Source organism: Novosphingobium lentum NBRC 107847 (assembly GCF_001590965.1).
In the GTDB taxonomy this organism is placed as follows: domain Bacteria; phylum Pseudomonadota; class Alphaproteobacteria; order Sphingomonadales; family Sphingomonadaceae; genus Novosphingobium; species Novosphingobium lentum.
In genome coordinates, this window is sequence record NZ_BCTW01000016.1 from 1 (window position 1) to 21,381 (window position 21,381).

The 21,381-nt window shown below is 67.3% G+C and carries 16 protein-coding genes, 1 tRNA gene and 1 pseudogene; 13 read left to right on the forward strand and 5 right to left on the reverse strand.

Going from position 1 to position 21,381, the window contains the following annotated elements:
• Positions 1-495 (forward strand): ABC transporter permease (locus NL2_RS14420; protein ID WP_157083181.1); only part of this gene is annotated, 495 nt, incomplete at its 5' end.
• Between the two features lie 34 nt (positions 496-529).
• Here NL2_RS14420 and hspQ read toward each other — a convergent pair.
• Positions 530-910, reverse strand: a complete 381-nt coding sequence (gene hspQ / locus NL2_RS14425; protein WP_068076403.1) for a heat shock protein HspQ — start codon at positions 908-910, stop codon at positions 530-532.
• Positions 911-1,057: 147 nt separating this feature from the next.
• Here hspQ and NL2_RS14430 point away from each other — a divergent pair.
• Positions 1,058-1,147 (forward strand) — tRNA-Ser (locus NL2_RS14430).
• Between the two features lie 33 nt (positions 1,148-1,180).
• Here the strand turns inward: NL2_RS14430 and NL2_RS14435 are convergent.
• Together NL2_RS14435 and NL2_RS14440 are read right to left on the reverse strand one after the other, a co-directional pair.
• A complete protein-coding gene (locus tag NL2_RS14435; RefSeq protein ID WP_068076404.1) occupies positions 1,181-1,531 on the reverse strand; it encodes a DUF3147 family protein in 351 nt (116 codons plus the stop codon).
• 31 nt (positions 1,532-1,562) lie between these two features.
• The gene (locus NL2_RS14440; protein ID WP_068076405.1) at positions 1,563-2,042 is read right to left on the reverse strand and encodes a peroxiredoxin; all 480 of its coding nucleotides are present in this window, start codon (positions 2,040-2,042) and stop codon (positions 1,563-1,565) included.
• Positions 2,043-2,252: 210 nt separating this feature from the next.
• Here NL2_RS14440 and NL2_RS14445 point away from each other — a divergent pair, with 210 nt between their 5' ends.
• From NL2_RS14445 to trxA, 9 genes and pseudogenes are all read left to right on the forward strand, one after another.
• On the forward strand, positions 2,253-2,735 hold the full coding sequence (locus NL2_RS14445; RefSeq protein WP_157083182.1) for a hypothetical protein: 483 nt from the start codon (positions 2,253-2,255) through the stop codon (positions 2,733-2,735).
• A gap of 136 nt (positions 2,736-2,871) precedes the next feature.
• Positions 2,872-4,290, forward strand: coding sequence for an adenosylhomocysteinase (gene ahcY, locus NL2_RS14450; protein WP_068076407.1), 1,419 nt, complete (start codon positions 2,872-2,874; stop codon positions 4,288-4,290).
• A 113-nt stretch (positions 4,291-4,403) separates the two neighbouring features.
• Positions 4,404-6,646 (forward strand): annotated as a pseudogene (locus NL2_RS14455) (sensor histidine kinase).
• Between the two features lie 30 nt (positions 6,647-6,676).
• Entirely contained in the window at positions 6,677-7,126 is a 450-nt protein-coding gene (gene tsaE / locus NL2_RS14460; RefSeq protein WP_068076408.1) for a tRNA (adenosine(37)-N6)-threonylcarbamoyltransferase complex ATPase subunit type 1 TsaE, read from the forward strand.
• On the forward strand, positions 7,117-8,109 hold the full coding sequence (locus NL2_RS14465) for an aminoglycoside phosphotransferase family protein (RefSeq protein WP_068076409.1): 993 nt from the start codon (positions 7,117-7,119) through the stop codon (positions 8,107-8,109). Before tsaE ends, NL2_RS14465 begins: the two co-directional genes overlap by 10 nt.
• Positions 8,106-8,831, forward strand: coding sequence for a nucleotidyltransferase family protein (locus tag NL2_RS14470; protein ID WP_068076410.1), 726 nt, complete (start codon positions 8,106-8,108; stop codon positions 8,829-8,831). The genes NL2_RS14465 and NL2_RS14470 overlap by 4 nt, the downstream gene beginning before the upstream one ends.
• Before the next feature lie 3 nt (positions 8,832-8,834).
• Positions 8,835-11,870: a double-strand break repair protein AddB gene (addB, locus tag NL2_RS14475; protein ID WP_068076411.1), complete on the forward strand. Its 3,036-nt coding sequence runs from the start codon at positions 8,835-8,837 to the stop codon at positions 11,868-11,870.
• Positions 11,819-15,388 carry a double-strand break repair helicase AddA gene (addA, locus tag NL2_RS14480; protein WP_084356104.1) on the forward strand — a complete coding sequence of 1,190 codons (3,570 nt, stop codon included), beginning with the start codon at positions 11,819-11,821 and terminating at the stop codon, positions 15,386-15,388. Before addB ends, addA begins: the two co-directional genes overlap by 52 nt.
• Before the next feature lie 63 nt (positions 15,389-15,451).
• Positions 15,452-15,772 carry a thioredoxin gene (trxA, locus tag NL2_RS14485; RefSeq protein WP_068076412.1) on the forward strand — a complete coding sequence of 107 codons (321 nt, stop codon included), beginning with the start codon at positions 15,452-15,454 and terminating at the stop codon, positions 15,770-15,772.
• A gap of 143 nt (positions 15,773-15,915) precedes the next feature.
• Here the strand turns inward: trxA and NL2_RS14490 are convergent, their stop codons facing one another.
• Complete coding sequence (locus NL2_RS14490; RefSeq protein ID WP_439646902.1) at positions 15,916-16,719, reverse strand: inositol monophosphatase family protein; 804 nt, start codon at positions 16,717-16,719, stop codon at positions 15,916-15,918.
• The gene (argJ, locus tag NL2_RS14495; protein ID WP_068076413.1) at positions 16,716-17,942 is read right to left on the reverse strand and encodes a bifunctional glutamate N-acetyltransferase/amino-acid acetyltransferase ArgJ; all 1,227 of its coding nucleotides are present in this window, start codon (positions 17,940-17,942) and stop codon (positions 16,716-16,718) included. Before argJ ends, NL2_RS14490 begins: the two co-directional genes overlap by 4 nt.
• Positions 17,943-18,085: 143 nt before the next feature.
• Between argJ and NL2_RS14500 the strand changes: the two genes are divergently transcribed.
• Both NL2_RS14500 and secA read left to right on the forward strand, forming a co-directional pair.
• The gene (locus NL2_RS14500) at positions 18,086-18,352 is read left to right on the forward strand and encodes a hypothetical protein (RefSeq protein ID WP_068076414.1); all 267 of its coding nucleotides are present in this window, start codon (positions 18,086-18,088) and stop codon (positions 18,350-18,352) included.
• A gap of 110 nt (positions 18,353-18,462) precedes the next feature.
• The gene (secA, locus tag NL2_RS14505) at positions 18,463-21,207 is read left to right on the forward strand and encodes a preprotein translocase subunit SecA (RefSeq protein WP_068076415.1); all 2,745 of its coding nucleotides are present in this window, start codon (positions 18,463-18,465) and stop codon (positions 21,205-21,207) included.
• The last annotated feature ends 174 nt before the right edge of the window (positions 21,208-21,381 follow it).

Consider the following 21,381-nt stretch of genomic DNA (forward strand, 5'->3'; position numbering starts at 1 on the left):
ATCAGCGAGGGCGAACTGCTGCTGGCGCTGACCGCCGCCGCCGTGACCCGCGCGGTGCTGGTCGGCCTGGCCGTGGCGGGCGCGATGGCGCTGTGGCCCGGCGTGGAACTGCGCGCGGTGCATCCGTGGGCGATCGTGTGGTTCGGGCTGATGGGATCGGTGCTGCTGGCGCTGATCGGTTTCCTCACCTCGCTGTGGGCGGAAAAGTTCGATCACAACGCCGCCGTCACCAATTTCGTGATCACGCCGCTGTCGATGCTGTCGGGCACTTTCTACGTCATCAGCAACCTGGCGCCGACGTTCCAGGCGATTAGCCGCGCCAACCCGATCTTCTACGTGATCTCGGGCTTCCGCTTCGGGTTCCTGGGGCAGAGCGACATCGGCGACAGCAACATGGCGGTGCTGCACGGCGCGATCGGGCTGGGCGTGCTCAACGCGGTGCTGGCAGCGGGCATCTACATGCTGCTGCGTTCGGGCTGGAAGCTGAAAAGCTGAAGGGCTGGTACAGAACCGGCGTTAGCCGGAAAAGTCAGTGCCGCAGGCTGCGCCGCAGCAGATACCGTCCGTCAAGGAAACTGTCGAACAGCTCGTCGACCGATGGATGGTCGATCGGCCCGGCCTCCGCATCGCGGGTCAGGTTCTGCTGGCTGACATAGGCAACGTAGCTGCTCTCGCCGTTTTCCGCGAACAAGTGATAGAACGGCTGTTCGCGGTTGGGGCGCGCGCTTTCGGGGATGGAATCGTACCATTCCTCGCTGTTGGCAAAGACCGGATCGACATCGAACACCACGCCGCGAAAATCGAACAGGCGATGGCGCACGACATCGCCGATCGTAAACCGGGCCTCGGCCACCGGCGGTGCCGAAATCTGGCGGCCCGCCTGAGGGGAAAAGAAGCGCGCGCGGTCCATCTCCCGCCATATAGGATCGCCCGCCGGGCATAACAAGCGACGGGTTCCGCCGGCAGGCAAGGTTTGCTCTTGGCAGATGCGAATCCATGCGCTAACCGCCCGCTTCCTCGACCGGGGGCGCAGCCGCGCCGCCTTACGACACTTCGCGGAGAGGTGGCAGAGTGGTCGAATGCACCGCACTCGAAATGCGGCGTACCCTCGCGGGTACCCAGGGTTCGAATCCCTGCCTCTCCGCCAATTACTCACCGTAAGACGACGACCGGCGTGACGTCAGACCGGCAGGCCGAACCGGCGCCCGGCCCACATCAGAACAAGGTAGCCGGCCATCGCCACGATGCAGGCGACGGTCAGCGACGGGGCGAAGCCGACGCCCTTTTTCAGCATGGCCGCCATCACCCCGAACGCGGGCAGCGCGGCGATGACGTACAGCGCGGTGCCCGCCATGAAATCGGCGGCGCGCGCCGGGTCATGCGTATCGCGCCAAAGCCAGACCACCGCCAGCAGGCTGGTCAATGGCAGCGACGCGATCAGCCCGCCCCAACCGGGGTTGCGGCGGGCTGCTTCGGAGGCAGCGGCGATGAGCACGCCCGAGACGAGCGCCTTGATCGCCAGCTGCCACATCAACGTGTGCCCCGGTGCGGGACCGGCGGAATTACAGCTGCTCCAGCATGTATTCGGCCGAGCTCACCTTGAAGTCGCCAGGCGCTTCGACGTTGAGCTGCTCGACGGTGCCGTCGTTGACGATCATCGAGAAGCGCTGGCCGCGCTTGCCCAGGCCAAAGCCCGAACCGTCCATGGTCAGGCCCAGTGCTTCGGCGAAATCGGCATTGCCATCGGCCAGCATGGTGATGTCGGACGAACCGCCCGACTTGTTCCACGCGCCCATCACGAACGCATCGTTGACCGCGGTGCCGACGATCTCGTCGATGCCCTTGGCCTTCAGGTCGGCGGCCTTGTCGACATAGCCGGGCAGGTGCTTGGCCGAGCAGGTCGGGGTGAAGGCACCCGGGACCGAGAACAGCGCCACGCGCTTGCCCTTGAAGTACTCCGACGACTGGACCGCCTCGGGCCCGCTGTCGGTGGCCTTGACCAGCTTCACGTCGGGCAGCTTGTCTCCAACCGCAATCGTCATGGGAATTCCTTTCAGGATAGGGGGTCACGGACCTGGGGTGTGCCAGGGTCCGGAAGCGAGGTCATCGCGTCCGCCGGATATAGGTCGACGGCCATCGGGCGCAACCGCTGCCGATGGTTAAAACCGATTTACCGCGCCTCTTGAACAAAGGGTAAAACCGGCAAGGCAGGATGCATCGGGGGACGAAGGGGTCCGCCGGAGACAGGGACAATGAGGAAATCCACTTTTGCGGCGCTTGGCGCTGCGTGTTCGTTGATGCTGACGCCAGCCGCCCATGCGCAGACGTGCTGGGCGGGCGAGACGCTGGCGGCGGTGAAACTGCGCCAGCTCGACGTGATGCTGATGGTCAGCGCGCTGCGTTGCCGCACCGGCGCCGACAACTTCCAGGCCGATTACGAACGCTTTCTCAACGCCAACCGCACCGCGTTGAGCGGCGCCAACAACGTGATTCTCGCCGATCTGTCGGTCAAGCTGGGCCGTGCGGGCGCGTTCAACGAACTCGACAAGATGAGCGTGTCGATCGCCAACCATTATGGGCAGGCGGGCGACATGAGCTGCCACGATTTGCGCCAGATAGCCTCCGATCTGGCCGACACCCGGCTTCCCGGGGCGTTGATCGATGCGGCGGACGCGATGGTCAGCGACGATGTGGTCGAGACGGCGTGCTCGGTGCGCGTGGCATCGCGGCGCTGAGCCCGATCGAGTTCAAACAAGGCATATAAAGTTTTCTTTATATTTGCTTCGCGGTGGATGAGACGGTAAGGGCAGCGCATCCGCGGGCAGGCCGGAAGGCCCGCGCGCTGTGCCCTTTCATCCAGGAGACTGCCTCGTGGCCACCGTCCTCGACGCCAAGAATGACTATGTGATCGCCGATATCGCGCTGGCCGAATTCGGTCGCGCCGAGATCAAGATCGCCGAAACCGAGATGCCCGGCCTGATGGCCCTGCGCGAGGAATTCGGCGCGTCGCAGCCGCTCAAGGGCGCGCGGATCACCGGTTCGCTGCACATGACGATCCAGACCGCCGTGCTCATCGAGACGCTGACCGCGCTGGGCGCCGACGTGCGTTGGGCCACCTGCAACATCTTCTCGACTCAGGACCATGCCGCCGCTGCCATCGCCGCCGCGGGTATCCCGGTGTTCGCGATCAAGGGTGAGAGCCTCGCCGATTACTGGGATTACGTCGGTCGCATCTTCGACTGGGACGCCGATGGCTCGGGCACCACGGCTAACATGATCCTCGACGATGGCGGCGACGCGACGATGTTCGCGCTGTGGGGCGCCCGGCTCGAAGCCGGCGACACCATGGGCGAGCCGACCAATGCCGAGGAAATCGAATTCCAGCGCGCGCTGAAGGCCTTCATCAAGGCCAAGCCGGGCTACCTCACGATGTCGGTCGCGCACATCAAGGGCGTGTCGGAAGAAACCACCACGGGTGTCCACCGGCTGTACCAGATCGCCAAGGACGGCAAGCTGCCGTTCCCCGCGATCAACGTGAACGATTCGGTCACCAAGTCGAAGTTCGACAACCTGTACGGCTGCAAGGAATCGCTGGTCGACGCGATCCGTCGCGCTACCGACGTGATGCTGGCCGGCAAGGTCGCCTGCGTCGCCGGGTTCGGCGATGTCGGCAAGGGTTCGGCTGCCTCGCTGCGCCAGGGCGGCGCGCGCGTCATGGTCACCGAAGTCGATCCGATCTGCGCGCTGCAGGCGGCGATGGAAGGCTATGAAGTCGTCACCATGGAAGAAGCGGTCACGCGCTGCGACATCTTCGTGACCGCGACCGGCAACGAGGACGTGATCACCGCCGAGCACATGAAGGCGATGAAGCCGATGGCGATCGTGTCCAACATCGGACACTTCGACAGCGAGATTCAGGTCGCCGCGCTCGACAACTACAAGTGGACCGAGGTCAAGCCGGGCACCGACCTGGTCGAGTTCCCCGATGGCAAGCAGATCATCATGCTGGCCAAGGGCCGCCTGGTGAACCTGGGTTGCGGCACGGGGCACCCCAGCTTCGTGATGTCGGCCAGCTTCACCAACCAGACGCTCGCGCAGATCGAGCTGTTCACCAAGAACGACCAGTACAAGAACGACGTCTACGTGCTGCCCAAGCATCTCGACGAAAAGGTGGCCGCGCTCCACCTCGAAAAGCTGGGCGTGAAGCTGACCACGATGTCGAAGAAGCAGGCCGATTACATCGGCGTGCCGCAGACCGGTCCGTTCAAGCCCGATCACTACCGTTACTGATACCAAGGAATCGTGCGCCTGTCCCATGGGGCAGGCGCACGGCCTTTGCCGCGGATGCCCCTTTCTTGCGGGCGGCATTGTAATCCGCCGCGCCCGCGCATAGCGAAGGCGCAATGATCCTTCCCCAGACGGCCCTGGTCCTGATCGGCTTGCTCGTTGCGGCGTGGACGCTCGCGGCGGGCTGGATCATGCTGTCCGCGCGCGGCCGGGTGCGCAAGGCCGAGGCGAGCCAGCGGCTTGCCCGCCGCCTGTCGCGGATGGTCGACGAATCGCCGTCGCTGCCGCTGCTGGTCCGCGCCGACGGGCGGATCGAGGGGCCGTCGCGGCTGGCCGGTTGGTTCGGGCTCGATGCCATGCCGGGCTATCTCAGCGAACTCGATGCGGGCCAGCGCGGTCTGGGCGAATCCGAGCTGCTCCAGTTGAACACCGCCGTGCGCCGCACGCAGAAAACCGGCGAGCCGTTCCGCCTGGCAATCACCCCGCGCGGCGGGCAGCGCAGCCTGGCCTTGCGCGGTCATCTGGCCGACCCGCAAGTTTCGCCGGGCTCGCCGGGCTGATCGAGGCCGCGCCGATGCCGATGTGGTTTCGCGGTCCCGACTTGGCGTTGCGGCTGGTCAACAGCGCTTATGTCGAGGCGGTCGGGGCTTCGACCGCCGATGCGGTGATTGCCGAGCAGATCGAACTGATCGAGCCGGTCGATGGATTGAACCCGGCGCAAGTCGCCGGGCAGGCGCGCAGCCGCAAGCTGCCGATCGAACGGCTGGTCACGTCCACCGTCGCCGGCCAGCGTCGCGCGCTGCGGGTGAGCGACCTTCCGCTCGGCGATGAGGGCGTGGCAGGCTATGCCGCCGATATCGAGGACGTGGAGGAGCAGGGTCGCCAGCTGCGGCGGTTCCGCGATGCGCAGCGCCAGATGCTCGACACGCTGTCCGCCGGGATCGCGCAGTTCGACGGCAAGCGCAACCTCGCCTTCGCCAACCAGCCATTCCTGCGCATGTTCGCGATTCCGCCCGGCTGGCTGCTTGATTCGCCGCCGTTCGACCGGGTGATCGACCGGATGCGCGATGGCGCGCGGCTGCCCGAAGTGCGCGATTTTCCCGACTGGCGGCGCGAGCGGCAGGGCTGGTTCCTGGCGAGCGAGCCCAAGGAGGAAGCCTGGCATCTGGGCGACGGCACGCATTTGCGCGTGGTCGGTCAGCCGATGCCCGACGGCGGGCTGCTGATGATCTTCGAGGATCGCACCGAACAGCTCCAGCTGTCCGCCACGCGCGACACGCTACTGCGCACCCGCACCGCGACGTTCGACAACCTGTTCGAATCGCTGGCGGTGTTTGCGCCCGACGGCCGGCTGCAGCTGTGGAACCGCAGGTTTGCCGCCGACTGGGGCCTGGACGATGCCTTTCTCGACGGCCATCCGCGTGCCGACATCCTGCTCGGGCGGCTGGCGCAGAAGCTCAAGCGCCCGGCGCAAGTCGGTACGATCGGGCAGGTCATCCAGGCCGCCACGCTGGAGCGCAAGCAGAAGAGCGGCCGACTCGCGCTCGCCGACGGCCGCCACCTCGAATTTGCGGGCGTGCCGCTGCCCGATGGCAACGGCATGCTGACCGTGCTCGACATCACCGATTCGCAGAAAGCCGAGGCCGCGCTGCGCGAACGCAATGCCGCGCTGGTCGAAGCGGACGAGGTCAAGACGCGCTTCATCGCCAACATGAGCTACGAATTCCGCACGCCGCTGACCTCGATCGGCGGTTTTGCCGAACTGCTGGCGAGCGGCATCGCGGGCGAGATTTCGGAACAGGGCAAGGAATACGTCGCCGCGATCCTGTCCTCGGTCGAACGGCTCGGCGAGCAGATCGAGAACGTGCTCGACCTGTCGCAAAGCGAGGCGGGAACGCTGCCGCTGGCGCGCGAACCGATCGAGCTGTTTCCCCTGCTGGCGGACGTCGCCAAGGAGCGCGCGGAGCGGCTGGCGCAGGCGGGGCTCAAGCTCGACTTGCGCGGTGACAAGTCCGTCGGGACGGTCACCGGCGATGCGCGACGGCTGCGCCGGGCGTTCGGGCACCTGCTCGACAACGCCATCGTTGCCACGCCCGAGGGTGGCCGCATTCTGGTCGAAGCGTCGCGGCGCAAGGCCGGCGCGCGCGTGGTCATCTCGGATTCGGGGCGCGGGATGGAACCGGCGGTGCTCGCGCGCGCGCTGGATGGCCTGCGCGTCAGCCCCGATGGCCGCACGGTCGAGCGCCGCCAGGGGCTGGGCCTGCCGCTGGCGCGCCAGCTGATCGATGCCCACGGCGGCTCGCTCGAGATGATGTCCGAACCGGGCGAGGGCACCAGCGCGATCGTCACGCTGCCGTGATCGATCCCCGGTCGTGATCGTTCCGTCCGCATGATGATTCCGCTGGTCGATCACGACGCCAGCGCCGCGCTGGGGCGCAGGATCGCCGATCGGCTGCGGCCCGGCGATGTCGTGGCGCTGTCCGGCGGGCTCGGCGCGGGCAAGACGACGCTGGCGCGCGCGATCATCGCCGCGCTGGGCTATGCCGATGAAGTTCCGTCGCCCAGTTTCGCGATCATCGAATGCTACGATCCGCCAGCGCTGCGGCTGCCGCTGGTCCACGCCGACTTCTACCGGCTGGAAAGTCCCGCCGAAGTCGACGAGCTTGGTCTGGACGATTATCGCGAGGGCGCCGCGCTGCTGGCGGAATGGCCCGAACACGCAGGCGGCTTCGCGCACGAACCCGGCTGCCTGTCGATCCGGCTCGAAGTTGCGGGAAACGGGCGAACGGCCATTGTGGTCCCCGGTGATGATTGGCTAGAGCGCGCTCCATGGACCTGAATATTCCTGAAGGCGTCAACGTTTTCCTGGCCGATTGCGGCTGGGGCGGCGCGGCGATCGAACCGCTGCCCGGCGATGCCTCGTTCCGGCGCTATTTCCGCATCCGCCACACGCGGGGCAGCGCGATGCTGATGCACGCGCCGCCGCCCAACGAGGATCCGCAACCGTTCCTGCGCGCGGCCCGCTGGCTCGATAGCAATGGCCTGCGCGCGCCGATCGTCATATCCGACGATCTCGATCGCGGCCTGGTGCTGCTCGAGGATTTCGGCGACGTCCGCATGCGCGAATATCTCGATGCCTGGCCGCAGGACGCCGACGAGATCTACGAAGTGGCGATCGATGCGCTGCTGGCGCTGACCAAGCTGCCGCCGGGTCCGTTCCTGAGCTACACGCTGGCGGAATACACCCGCGAAGCGCGGCTGTTCGTCGACTGGTATTGCCCGGCGCAGGGTCTCTACGTCGATGGCCGCACCTGGACCAGCGCCTGGGAGGAAGTGCTCGCGCCGCTGCTGGGGCGGCAGCGCCCGGGGGTGACCGTGCTGCGCGACTACCATGCCGAAAACATCATGCTGACCGGCGGGATCGACAAGCAGGGGCTGCTCGATTTCCAGGACGCGCTGGTCGGCCATCCGGCGTACGATCTCGTCTCGCTGCTGCAGGATGCCCGGCGCGACGTGGACCCCGAACTGGAAGCGCGGATGTTCGACTATTACGTCGCCAGCGCCAAGCCCGGCCCCGAATTCATGGGCGACTATGCGCGGCTGGGTGCGCAACGCAACGCCAAGATCATCGGCATCTTCGTCCGCCTGTGGAAGCGCGACGGCAAGCCGCGCTATCTCGATTACATCCCGCGCGTGTGGGCGCTGCTGGAACGCGACCTTGCCCACCCCGCGCTGGCCCCGGTGGCGCGGTGGTTCGATGCCAATATTCCCGCCCACCTGCGCGATCCCGCGATCGGGCTCGGCGGCGGTTTCGCGATATGACCGCTGCTGCGCTGGCCAGCGACGTGGCGATGGTGCTGGCCGCCGGGCTGGGCAAGCGGATGCGCCCGCTCACCGCCAGCCGCCCCAAGCCGCTGGTCAAAGTGGCCGGGCGCGCGCTGATCGATCACTGCCTCGACAAGCTGGACGATGCCGGGATCGCGCGCGCAGTGGTCAATGTCCACTATCTGCCCGATCCGCTGGTGGCGCATCTGGCCGCGCGCACATCGCCGACCGTGATCATTTCCGACGAACGGGACGAGCTGCTCGAGACCGGCGGCGGTCTGGTCCACGCGCAGCCGCTGATCGCCGCCGACCCGTTCTTCTGCCTCAACAGCGACAACATCTGGCTCGACGGCCCCAACAACGTGTTCCACCAGTTGAGCGTGGCGTGGGATCCCGATGCGATGGACGCGCTGCTGCTGCTCGTGCCGCACGCGCGCGCGTTCAACTATCGCGGCAAGGGCGATTTCCACATGGACGGGCTGGGGCGCATTTCGCGGCGCCGGACGGGTCGCGTGGCGCCGTTCATCTTCAGCGGGATCCAGCTGGTGTCGCAGCGGTTCATGCGAGACGCGCCGGAAGGTCCGTTCTCCACCGGCGTGTTGTGGAGCCGCGCGATCGACGCGGGACGGCTGTACGGCATCGCGCATTCGGGTCTGTGGTACGAAGTGGGCGCGCCGGAAATGATCGCACCGACCGAGGCCGCGCTGACCCGTGACTGACGCGTGAGCGACGACGGGCCTGCTGCCACGCCTGCTCGCGGACGTTCGACCCGCGTCTATTCCATCGCCGCGCATCGCGGATTTGCCGATGCGCTCGTCGCCGGGCTGATCCCGCGCTATCGCCAGCCCGGTTTCGGACTGGCGCGCCTGACCCTGCTGCTGCCCAGCCAGCGCGCGGTGCGCACCGTGACAGAAGCGTTCGTGCGCGCCAGTTCGGGGGAACGGCACGGCGGGCTGATGCTGCCGCGCATGGCGGTCGTCGGGGATCTCGATCTCGACGAGACGCTGGGGTCGCTGCTCGATCCACTCGGGGCAGGGACGGCCGTTCCGCCCGCGGCCGATCCGGTTTACCGGTTGCAGTGCGTGGCGCAGTTACTGCGCGAGGAACTGGGACGCGACGCGCCGGGCGAGGCGGGTCTGCTGCGCCAGGCGCGCAGCATCGTCCGCAGCATGGATCGGATGGCGGTGGAGGACGTGGCGCCCGACACGCTGCTTTCGGACACCGTCCTAGGGTTGGTCGGCGAGTTGTCGGATCACTGGAAAGATAGCATACGGCAGTTCGCATCGGTGCAAGCCCGCTGGCGTGCAGAACTCGACGCACGCGGTGAAGTCGATGCGCCGGAACGCCGCAACCGCCTGCTCGATCACGCCGCGCAACGCTGGTGCGATGCGCCGCCGCCGCACCCGGTCGTGGCCGCCGGCGTCACCTCGGCCTCGCCGGCGGTGGCGCGTTTGCTGCGCAGCATCGCGGACCTGGCCGATGGCGGCGTGATCCTGCCCGACCTCGATCTTGCGCTGGATGACGCGGTATGGTGTGCGCTCGGCGTCGCGGGTGCGCCCTACATCCGCACCGACCCGCCGTTCGGGCGCGACGATGCGGTGACCCATCCGCAATATCACCTCAAGCTGCTGCTGAACCGCATGGGCATCGCGCGGGGCGAGGTCATGCCGTGGCACCGCGCAGGGCTTTCTCCCGCGCCGCCAGAACGCAGCCGTGCCATCTCCAATCTGTTCCTGCCGCCCGAAGCAAGCACCGCGTGGGTCGGGTTGCCGGCGGCGGAGCGGCGGCTCGGCGGGGTGCGGATCATGGCGACCGCGCACCCCGAGGAAGAAGCGCAGGCGATCGCCATCCTGATCCGCGAGGCGCTGGCCACGCCCGAGCGGCGGGTCGCGCTGGTCTCGCCCGATCGCGGCCTCGCCAGCCGGGTCATCGCGCACCTGGCGCGCTGGAACATCGCTGCCGACGACACCGCCGGGCGGCCTTTGCCGCAGACGGCAGCCGGACGGCTCGTGCTGGCGATTGCCGACGTGATGGCGCAACGCGCCGCGCCGGTGCCCTTGCTGGCATTGCTGGGCCATCCGCTGGTGCGCGCAGGTGTCGATCGCCCGGCGTGGCTCGAATGCGTCAGGTTGCTCGACCGGGCGTTGCGCGGGCCGCGACCGGGGCCGGGGCTCGATGCGGTGCGGACGGCGATTTTGCGCAACGAGCGCGACCACCCCGGCCTTGCCGCATGGTGGAGCGACGTCGCCGCTGTGCTCGATCCGCTGTTCGGTGGCGACGAGCGCATGCCGCTGGCGGACGCGATCGATCTGCTGGCGACCATGGCCGAAACGCTGGGCGGCGAGGCGGTGTGGGGGCAGGCCGATGGCCGTTCGCTGGCCGCGTTCATCGAAAGCTGGCGCGAGGCGGCGCTGGCCTCGGGGCTGTCGGTCGACATTGCCGAACTGCCCGCGCTGCTGCGCGATGCGCTGGACGACGTGGCGGTGCGTCCGCCTTATGGCGGCCATCCGCGCCTGGCCATCTACGGCCTGCTCGAAGCGCGGATGAGCCGGGCCGATCTGGTGATCTGCGGCGGGATGACCGAGGGCAGCTGGCCCGCCGCACCCGCGCCCGACCCGTTGCTCGCGCCGCCGATCCAGCGCGCGCTGGGCATTCCCGGCGCGGATTTCCGCATCGGTCTGTCGGCGCACGATCTCGCCGCCGCGCTGGGCGCGCCCGACGTGGTGCTGAGCCACGCCGCGCGCGATGCCGGGGCGCCGGCGATCCCCTCGCGCTTCCTGCTGCGGATGGAGGCGATGCTGGGCACCGACGTGCGGCGCGAGACGGAAGCCGTGCGCCTTGCCCGCGCGATCGACGCTGCCGCGATGGCGGCGGCCTATCCGCGCCCCGCACCGATGCCCGATGCGGCGCAGCGGCAGGTCGCGATCGCGGTCACCGCGCTCGACCGGCTGCGCGGCGATCCCTACCAGTTCTATGCGCAGGCGATCCTGGGCTTGCGCAGCCTTGACCCCCTCGACGCCGATCCGACCCCGGCGTGGAAGGGCACGGCAGTCCACGAAATTCTCGAGGCATGGCACGAACAGGGCGCGATGCCCGGCGCGCTGATCCCGCTGGCCGAAGTCGCGCTGGACGAGATGAGCGCGCATCCGTTCATGCGCGGGCTGTGGCGGCCACGGCTGCTGGCGGGCCTGGCGTGGGTGGAGCGCCACACCGACGACCTGCTCGGCACCGGCCGCGAGGTCATCGCTTATGAACAGCGCGGCGAAATCCGCGTGAAGGGCATCCGCATCCACGGCCGTGCCGACCGCATCGACCGCGACGCCGAGGGCAACCTGGCGGTGCTCGACTACAAGACCGGCGCGCCGCCCACCGGCGCGATGGTGGAGAAGGGCTTCGCGCTTCAGCTCGGTCTGATCGGCCTGATCGCGCAAGGCGGTGGGTTCGAACATGTCAGCGGCACGCCGACGCGGTTCGAATACTGGTCGCTGGCGCGCGGCAAGGATGGCGAGTTCGGTTACGCGCAGGAGCCGGTGCTGGAAGGCCAGAAGCGCCACGGCCTGCCGCGCGACGAATTCCTCGACATCACCCAGGGCTATCTGATCGACGCGATCGACCGCTGGATCCTGGGCAGCGATCCCTTCACCGCGCGGCTCAATCCCGATCTCGCGGGCTATGCCGATTACGACCAGCTGATGCGGCTGGACGAATGGCAGGGGCGCAGCCGTGGCAACGGCGCGGCGGCGGGCGACGTGCCATAAGCAAGGTGTTCCCCCTGCAGGGCAACCAGCAGCCGGCGGTCGATCCCGAGCGCACGGTGTGGCTCAGCGCCTCGGCGGGCACGGGCAAGACGCAAGTGCTGTCGGCCCGCGTGTTGCGGCTGCTGTTGCAGCCTGGCGTCAGGCCCGAGCAGATCCTGTGCCTGACGTTCACCAAGGCCGGCGCGGCGGAAATGGCCACGCGCGTCAACGATGTGCTGGCGAAATGGGTGCGCCTGCCCGACACCGAACTGGCAAGCGATCTGATGGCGATCGGCGCGGCGCATGGGCCGGAAACGCTGGCACGCGCGCGCAGTCGCTTTGCCGCGGTGCTCGATTGCCCGGGCGGCGGCTTGCGCATCGGCACGATCCACGCGTTCTCGCAGTGGCTGCTGTCGGCGTTCCCGGTCGAGGCGGGGCTCACGCCCGGCACCCGCGCGATGGAGGATCGCGACCGCGACCTGCTGCTGCGCCGCGTGCTGGCCGACATGCTGGTCGAGGCCGAGGCGCATGGCGACGCCACGCTGCTCGATACGCTGGCGACGATGAGCCTGCGCATGGCGCAGGACCAGGTCGTAGGTTTTCTCAGCCGATGTGCTGCCGCGCAGGAACTGTGGACCGGCCCCGGTGCGTGGACGCCGCCACTGCGCGCCCGGATCAACGGCGTGCTGGGGATTGGTCCCGACGAGGACGAGGCGGCGCTGGCAGCGCTGTGCGCGGACGATGCGTTTGACAGCGCGTCACTTCGGCGGTGCCATGCCACGTTGGCGGCTTGGGACACTAAGACTGGCCGTGAAGGGGCCGAGGCGATTTCCGCGTGGCTGCCACTCGATTCTGCTGCGCGCTTTGCATGCCTCGACGTCCTTCAATCAGGCTTGTTTACCAAAGGCGAAGGTCTCCCAAAACAACTCACTAATGTCCTCAAGCGCGATCCAGATTATGGCGAATACATATCTCGCATCGCTGCGTCGCTAGACAAAATCCGCGAACGGCGGGCCTTGCTGGCGCTGGCGGATATTCTCGATGGCGCGCTGACGCTAGGCCGCCGGTTTGCACTGGCGTGGGATGCGGCCAAGCAGCGCGAGGGGTTCATCGACTTCGACGACCAGATCCGCTGCGCCGCCAACCTGCTCAGCCGTTCCGACCTTGGCGAATGGGTGCGCTACAAGCTCGACCGGCGGTTCGACCACATTCTGGTCGACGAGGCGCAGGACACCAACGAGGCGCAGTGGCGCATCATCCTCGAAGGGCTCGCCGCCGATTTCTTCGCGGGCGAGGGCCAGCACGGCGATGCGCTGCGCACGCTGTTCGTGGTGGGCGACTACAAGCAGGCGATCTTCCGCTTCCAGGGGACGAGTCCCGAAAATTTCGAGGCGGCGCGCAAACGGGTCGAGGCGCAACTGGGTGCTCTGGCACAAGTGCTGGGCGATCCTTCGCGCGATCTGCTGGGGCTGGGTCTGGGCCAGTCTTACCGCACCGCCAGCCCCATACTCGGCTTTGTCGACAAGGCGATCGAGCACATCGGCGCCGATCGGTTCGGGCTTCCGCTGCCGCCGGAAGCGCATGTCGGCGAGGATCGACCCGGCACGGTCGCGCTGTGGAAGGCGGTCGGGCTGGCGGCCGACGAGGCGGACGACGATGACGAAGCCGGCCCGCCGGGCGAGGAAGACGATGGCGCCGAAAGCTGGCTCTCACGCCCCGATCGCATCCTTGCCGACAAGATCGCGCGGCAGGTGCGCGGCTGGATCGACGTCGGGTTTCCGCTGGCCAAGGGCGGCGCGCGGCTGGCGACTGCCGGTGACGTCATGGTGCTGGTGCGCAAGCGCAAGGAGCTGGCCGGGCTGATCGTGGCGCGGCTGCATGCGGCGGGCGTGGCGGTGGCGGGCGTGGACCGGCTGCGGCTGGGCGCGCCGCTGGCGGTGAAGGATCTGGTCGCGGGCTTGCGCTTTGCCGCGCAACCGCTCGATGACCTCAACCTGGCCGGGCTGCTGGTGTCGCCGCTGATCGGCTGGAGCCAAGACCAACTGCTGGAACACGGCTATCGGGACGGCAAGGTCCGGCTGTGGGAGCACCTGCGCGCGGCGGAAGGTCCGCAAACCCGCGAGGCGATGGACGCCCTGCGCTCGATCCTGCGCCGCGCCGATTACGATCCGCCGCAAGTGCTGCTGCACTGGTTGCTGGTCGGGCCGCTGCAGGGGCGGCGCAAGCTGGTCGCGCGGCTGGGCCACGAGGCCAACGATCCGATCGACGAACTGCTCAACGCCGCGCTCGCCTATGCCGCCACGGCAACGCCCAGCCTCGTCGGGTTCCTCCAGTGGTTCGACGCGGGCGAGGGCGAACTGAAGCGCGAACCGGGCGCGGGCGCGGGCATGGTGCGGGTGATGACCGTCCATGGGGCCAAGGGCCTGCAGGCGCCGATCGTCATCCTGGCCGATGCCGCCGACGATCCCGACGCCTCGCCCACGCGCGGCTTGACCGTCACCGAAAACATTCTGGGTGAGCGCCGCACCGTGCCGCTGCCGCCGCTGAAAAAGGCCGAGCGCGTCGGCCCGGTGCGCGATGCCGAGGCGCTGGCGGCCAAGGAAGACCGCGCCGAGCACTGGCGCCTGCTCTACGTCGCCATGACCCGCGCCGAGGAAGCGCTGTTCATCGCGGGCGCGCTGGGCAAGCGGCGCAAGGACCTGCCGCCCGAAAGCTGGTACGCGATGCTCGAACCGCTGTTCGACGACGACGGCTGGCAGCCCGATGCGCTGTGGGATGGGCGCAAGCAGATCGGTGGACCCGCACCGCGCCCCGACGTGAATCCGGTCGCGACCCCGCCCGAAACCATCGCGCTGCCGGGGTGGATCGAAACGCCGGTCGGCCCCGAACCACGTCCGCCGCGCCCGCTCGCGCCGTCATCGCTGGGCGAGGAGCAGGCCCCCGATCCGCCGCTGCCGCCCGGCGTGATGCAACTGGCGGCGCGGCGCGGGGTGCTGATCCACCGCCTGCTCGAACGTCTGCCCGAAGTCGATCCGGCGCAGCGGCAGGCTGCGGCGTCCGCGTGGCTGGCGCGCAGTGCCGCCGATCTCGATGCCCCGACGCGCGACGAAATCGCGGCGGCCGCGCTGGGCGTGCTCGGCACCGAGGCGTGGCGCGACCTGTTCTCGCCCGATGCGCTGGCCGAAGTCTCGATCGCCGCGCTGGTCGAAGGGCGCATGGTGACCGGCACGATCGACCGCCTGCTGATCGGCGCCGACACCATCCGCATCGTCGATTTCAAGACCGCGCGCCGCCCGCCGATGTCGCTCGAGGCGATCCCGGCCTCGTCGTTGCGGCAGATGGCGGCCTATGCCGCCGCATTGCGCGTGATTCACCCGGACAAGCGGATCGAGGCGGCGCTGCTTTACACGCAACTGCCGCAGCTGTTCGTACTGCCCGATGCGCTGCTGGACGCGCAAACGATCAACTGGATCGGCGGGTCGGGGGGCGAAACAGCGTCGGCACAAGATGCGGTGCCAGCGGGTACAGCAAAGCTTTAGCGGCCCGACCGTTGCCAGCGCGCCATTGCAGCCTACATTGGGGCAAACACCAAGGAGTTCATCATGTCCACCAAAGCCGTAACCGACGCCAGCTTCGAGGCCGATGTCCTGCAATCCGACAAGCCCGTGCTGGTCGATTTCTGGGCGGAATGGTGCGGCCCGTGCAAGATGATCGGCCCCGCGCTCGAGGAAATTTCCGAAGAGCTGAAGGATCGCGTGACCATCGCCAAGATGGACATCATGGAAAACACCGCCGTGCCCGGCCAGATCGGCGTGCAGTCGATCCCGCTGATGGTGCTGTTCAAGGACGGCAAGCAAGTGGCGCAGAAACTGGGCGCCGCGCCTAAGGGCCAGCTCAAGAGCTGGCTGGAAAGCGTGCTTTAAAACGCTGACCCAATGTGCGTCTCCGCGAAGGCGGGGACCTCGGGCCTGCACAGTCCGGTGGTCAGGCCCGTAAAGCCTGACGATGCTCGGCCGGCACGAGGCCCCCGCCTTCGCGGGGGAGCACTTTTATCACGGGTGTCGATTCACCCGATCTCGGCCAACCGCCGCGCCATGTCGTCCCACAGGGCGGGTGCGGCGGCGCCGATCATGCCTTTGCGATCGTCATCGACGCGATAAGGCGTGCCATCGGCGCGGGCGCACTTGCCGCCCGCTTCGTTAAGGAACAGCGCCCCGGCAGCATGGTCCCACGCCAGCGTGCGCTCGAAGATCGTGATGTCGTTCACGCCGGTGACCAGCCGCGGATACTGTTCCGCCGCGCAGCGCGGGATATCGACCAGCGTGTAGTGCGGCGCGATGTGGTCCTTCATCGCGGTGCGCTTGCCCTGATCCATGAACAGGACCGAGATCGCGGCGATCGGCTTGTCAGCCCCGCTGCCGCGCGCCTGCACGCGTTCGCCGTCGATGAACGCGCCGGTGCCGCGACCTGCCCGGCAGAATCGCCCGCTCAGCGGATCGAGGATCCACCCGGCGATGCATTCGCCGCGCTCGGCGAGCGCGACCAGCACACCGAACGGCGGCTTGCCCTCGGCGAAGTTGTTGGTGCCGTCGACCGGGTCAATGATCCAGCACAGCGCATCGCCCAGCCGTTCGAGCACCGTCGGATCGGCATGCGCGGCCTCTTCGCCGACGATCGCCGCTTCGGGCAGGATCGCGGCCAGACCTTCGGCCAGGATCAGCTCGCTTTCCTTGTCGGCGATGGTGACAAGGTCATCCACCGCCTTGTCGATGATGTCGCTGGCGGCCAGGTGCTGGTAGCGCGGCATGATCGCGCGCGCGGCGGCATCGCGCATCAGCGCCTCGACCTGCTGGTCCAGTGCTGCGCTCACGAGCGATAATCCGCGTTGATAGAGATGTAGCCGTGGGTCAGGTCGCAGGTCCACACCGTGGCCCGTCCTTCGCCCAGGCCGAGATCGACTTCGATAGTCACGTCCTGCCCCTTGAGGTGCGCGGCGACCGGGGCCTCGTCGTAATCGGCCAGCGGCTGCCCTTCGCGCGCGGCCCAGATGCCGCCGAAGCCGATCGACAGCTTGTCGCGGTCGGCGGGTTCGCCGGCCTTGCCCACCGCCATGACCACGCGGCCCCAGTTGGCGTCCTCGCCCGCGATGGCGGTCTTGACCAGCGGCGAGTTGGCGATCGACAGGCCGACCCGCCGCGCGCTGTCGTCGCTGACCGCGCCGCTGACCGCCACAGCGATGAATTTCTGGGCCCCCTCGCCATCGCGCACGACCAGATGCGCCAGCTGGCGGCAGACATCGTGCAGCGCGGCGGCGAACGCATCGGCCCCGGGATCATCGAACCCGGCGAAGGGCGCGTTGCCTGCCTGGCCCGTGGCGAAGGCCAGCACGGTGTCGCTGGTCGAGGTGTCGCTGTCCACGGTGATGCAGCTGAACGTGGCGCGGTTGGCGGCGGACAGGCATTGCTGCAGGAACGCAGGCGCCACCGCCGCATCGGTGAACACATAGCCGAGCATCGTCGCCATGTCGGGCGCGATCATGCCCGAACCCTTGATGATCGCGGCCAGTGTCACGGTGGTCTCGCCGATCACCGCCGTGGCCATCGCGCCTTTGGTGAACGTATCGGTGGTGCCGATGGTGCGCGCGGCATCTTCCCACGAACACGGCTGCGCGATCAGCGCCGCCTCGATCCCGTCGCGTGCCTTGTCTTTGGGCAGCGGCACGCCGATCACGCCGGTCGAGGAGACGAACACCTCATCCGCCGGGCAGCCGAGCCGGTCCGCGACTTGCGCCATGATCGCCTCAACCGCCTCGCGCCCGCGATAGCCGGTAAAGGCGTTGGAGTTGCCGGCATTGACGACCAGTGCCCGCGCGCGCCCGGCCTTGACCTGTTCGCGCCCCAGATCGACCTCGGACGAACAGCACACGTTGCGCGTGAACACGCCCGCGACGGCGGTTCCTTCGGCCAGTTCGACATAGGTGAGGTCGCAGCGGCCCCAGTCCTTGTACCCGGCGCGCGCGATGCGTGGCGTGGCCCCGGCGATCGCAGGCAACGCGGGGAAGGGACGGGCGAGCGGGGAGACGGCGTCGGACATGGGAGCGCGAGTAGCGCCTTGCTCCAACCGCGACAAGGTTGCCCCGCGGCGCCTGCTCTCGTGACATCCGACACTGACAAGGATCGAGATGAAACGTGTTTGCCAGTGGACGATCGCAGCAAACATTCCTATCTAGGCCGACAATGACGCGCATCCTGCTCGCCTTACTCGCCCTCATCACGGGGCTGACCATGCCCGAGATCGCGTTTGCGACCTCGCGTACGGAAGTGGCTGACAGCATCGCGACTCCGACGGCTGCGCCGACGTCGGCCCGCCAGCAGAACTGTGTCGGTCGCGGCGGCGTCGTTCCGCGCCGGCCCGTCACGGTGCAACGCAAGACGGTGTGGCTGCCCGTTCCGGCGCTGATCCAGACCTGCGGCTTCCTGTTCGGCGATCGCGCGCGCGAATAGCGCCGCGTTGACTTCGCCGGGCTCGCACCACGCGGCCCCGCACACTTTATCCTGCCGTTGGCCCCCGCGCCTTGGCGACGTCTACCTCCTTACATCACAGGAAATTTGTCATGCTCGGCGCCATTGCCAAGACACTCTTCGGTTCGTCCAACGACCGTTACGTCAAGTCGCTCGACAAGATCGTGCGCCAGATCGCCGCCTTCGAGACCGATCTCGAAAGCCTGAGTGACGCGGAACTCGCCGCGCAGACCGCCAAGTTCCGCGAGATGCTGGCCGGCGGCCAGACGCTCGACGATATCCTGCCCGAAGCGTTCGCCACGGTGCGCGAGGCGGGCAAGCGCGTGCTCGGCATGCGGCACTTCGACGTCCAGATGATCGGCGGCATCGTGCTCCACCGCGGCGAAATCGCCGAAATGCGCACGGGCGAAGGCAAGACGCTGGTCGCCACGCTGGCGTCGTATCTCAACGCGATCGAGGGCAAGGGCGTTCACGTCGTGACGGTGAACGATTACCTGGCCCGGCGCGATGCCGAGTGGATGGGCCAGATCTATCGCTTCCTCGGGCTGACGGTGGGCGTGATCGTGCCCAACCTCAACGAGATGGAACGCCGCGAAGCCTACGACGCCGACATCACGTACGCCACCAACAACGAGCTGGGCTTCGACTACTTGCGCGACAACATGAAGCACGAGCGCAGCCAGATGGTGCAGCGCCCGTTCAACTACGGCATCGTCGATGAAGTGGACTCGATCCTGATCGATGAGGCGCGCACGCCGCTGATCATTTCGGGCCCCACCGACGACAAGTCCGACCTCTACCTGTCGGTCGATGCGATCGTGAAGCAGATCGTGCCCGAGGATTACGAGGCCGACGAGAAGACCAAGAACATCACGCTGACCGAGGACGGGGTCGAGCGGGTCGAGCGGATGCTCGAGGATGCCGGACTGCTGGTCGGTTCCAACCTTTACGACGTCGAAAACACCCAAGTCGTCCATCACCTCGACCAGAGCCTCAAGGCCAACGTGATGTTCAAGCGCGACATCGACTACATCGAGAAGGACGGCAAGATCGTCATCATCGACGAGTTCACCGGGCGCATGATGGACGGGCGGCGTTGGTCGAACGGGCTGCACCAGGCAGTCGAGGCCAAGGAAGGCGTGCGGATCGAACCCGAGAACCAGACGATGGCCTCGATCACGTTCCAGAACTATTTCCGCATGTATCCCAAGCTTTCGGGCATGACCGGCACTGCCGCGACCGAGGCGCCCGAATTCTACGACATCTACAAGATGAACGTCGTCACCATCCCCACCAACGTCGCCGTGCTGCGCGTGGACGAGGACGACGAGTTCTACAAGAACACCCAGGACAAGTTCCAGGCAATCGCCAAGCTGATCCGCGAGAAAAGCGAGATCGGCCAGCCGGTGCTGGTCGGCACCGTGTCGATCGAGAAGTCGGAACTGCTGTCCGAATATCTCAATGCCGAAGGCGTGAAGCACGCGGTGCTCAACGCCCGCTTCCACGAGATGGAGGCGCATATCGTGGCGCAGGCGGGCCGGATGGGCGCGGTCACCATCGCCACCAACATGGCCGGGCGCGGTACCGACATCCAGCTGGGCGGCAACGTCGAGTTCCGCATCGAGGATGAGCTGGCCGAAACGCCCGAAGGCCCCGAGCGCGACGCCGAGATCGCCCGGTTCAAGGCCGAAGCGGCGGAGGAAAAGGCGCGCGTGCTCGCCGCAGGCGGGTTGTGCGTGATCGGCACCGAACGCCACGAAAGCCGCCGCATCGACAACCAGTTGCGCGGGCGCTCGGGCCGCCAGGGCGATCCCGGCCTGTCGAAGTTCTACTTGTGCCTCGAGGATGATCTGCTGCGCATCTTCGGGCCCGACACGCTGTTTGCGCGGATGATGAATTCCAACCTCGCCGATGGCGAGGCGATCGGCTCCAAGTGGCTGTCCAAGGCGATCGAGACCGCCCAGAAAAAGGTCGAGGCGCGCAACTACGACATCCGCAAGCAGGTGGTCGAATACGACGACGTGATGAACGACCAGCGCAAGGTGATCTACGAGCAGCGCGCCGACATCATGGATTCGGACGCGGTCGACGACGTGGTGATCGACATGCGCCACGATACCGTGAACTCGATGGTCGGCGATGCCTGCCCGCCGGGATCCTATCCCGAGCAGTGGGACCTTGCCGCGTTGCACGAGCGGATCGGCGACACGCTGGGGCTCGATGCGCCGCTGAACGACTGGATGCAGGAAGACGCGGTCGAGCCCGAGCTGATCGAGGAACGCCTGCGCGAGATGGCCGATGCCAAAATGGCTACCAAAGTCAGCGATGTGGAGGCTGATTCATGGAAAATGCTTGAGAAGAGCATCCTGCTGGAACGACTCGATCATCACTGGAAGGAGCATCTCGCCACGCTCGACGCACTGCGCCAGGTGGTGTTCCTGCGCGCCTATGCCCAGAAGACGCCGATCAACGAGTACAAGCAGGAAGCCTTCGGCCTGTTCGAGAAGATGCTGGAGACGATCCGCGAGGACGTGACGCGCATTCTCATGACCAACGAGTTCACCATGCGCGCGCCCGAGGATTTCGCGCTGCCCGAACTCCCTGATTTCCTCACCAGCCACATCGATCCGTTCACCGGCGAGGACGATTCCAGCCAGGTTCCCGGCGCGGCGGCGATGATGGGCGCGCTCGGCGGATCGTCGGCCGGGCAGATGGCGGCGGGCGATACCGCGCTGCTGGGTGACGATCCTTATGCCGGCACTGGCGTCAGCCGCAACGCGCCGTGCCCCTGCGGTTCGGGCCAGAAGTACAAGCATTGTCATGGTGCTGCGGCCTGATCGAGGCGACCGTTACCGCGCGGAGAGCCGTTATCGAATGTTAATCGCTGATTCACGTTCGTGCCGTTTGACATTGATCGAATACGGTTGTTAATCCGCAATCAGTTCAAAAAAATAACAAACGGGCCGCGTCGACGGGGAAGCGACGGGGGCAATTTAAATGTTGGAATCAGG

Excerpts from the sequence above, each read along its gene's own strand:
- hspQ (WP_068076403.1), bottom strand. The coding sequence starts at position 910 with ATGGACCGCGCGCGCTTCTTTTCCCCTCAGGCGGGCCGCCAGATTTCG.
- NL2_RS14435 (WP_068076404.1), bottom strand. The coding sequence starts at position 1,531 with ATGTGGCAGCTGGCGATCAAGGCGCTCGTCTCGGGCGTGCTCATCGCC.
- NL2_RS14440 (WP_068076405.1), bottom strand. The coding sequence starts at position 2,042 with ATGACGATTGCGGTTGGAGACAAGCTGCCCGACGTGAAGCTGGTCAAG.
- NL2_RS14445 (WP_157083182.1), top strand. The coding sequence starts at position 2,253 with ATGAGGAAATCCACTTTTGCGGCGCTTGGCGCTGCGTGTTCGTTGATG.
- tsaE (WP_068076408.1), top strand. The coding sequence starts at position 6,677 with ATGATGATTCCGCTGGTCGATCACGACGCCAGCGCCGCGCTGGGGCGC.
- NL2_RS14465 (WP_068076409.1), top strand. The coding sequence starts at position 7,117 with ATGGACCTGAATATTCCTGAAGGCGTCAACGTTTTCCTGGCCGATTGC.
- NL2_RS14470 (WP_068076410.1), top strand. The coding sequence starts at position 8,106 with ATGACCGCTGCTGCGCTGGCCAGCGACGTGGCGATGGTGCTGGCCGCC.
- addA (WP_084356104.1), top strand. The coding sequence starts at position 11,819 with ATGGCAGGGGCGCAGCCGTGGCAACGGCGCGGCGGCGGGCGACGTGCC.
- trxA (WP_068076412.1), top strand. The coding sequence starts at position 15,452 with ATGTCCACCAAAGCCGTAACCGACGCCAGCTTCGAGGCCGATGTCCTG.
- argJ (WP_068076413.1), bottom strand. The coding sequence starts at position 17,942 with ATGTCCGACGCCGTCTCCCCGCTCGCCCGTCCCTTCCCCGCGTTGCCT.
- NL2_RS14500 (WP_068076414.1), top strand. The coding sequence starts at position 18,086 with ATGACGCGCATCCTGCTCGCCTTACTCGCCCTCATCACGGGGCTGACC.
- secA (WP_068076415.1), top strand. The coding sequence starts at position 18,463 with ATGCTCGGCGCCATTGCCAAGACACTCTTCGGTTCGTCCAACGACCGT.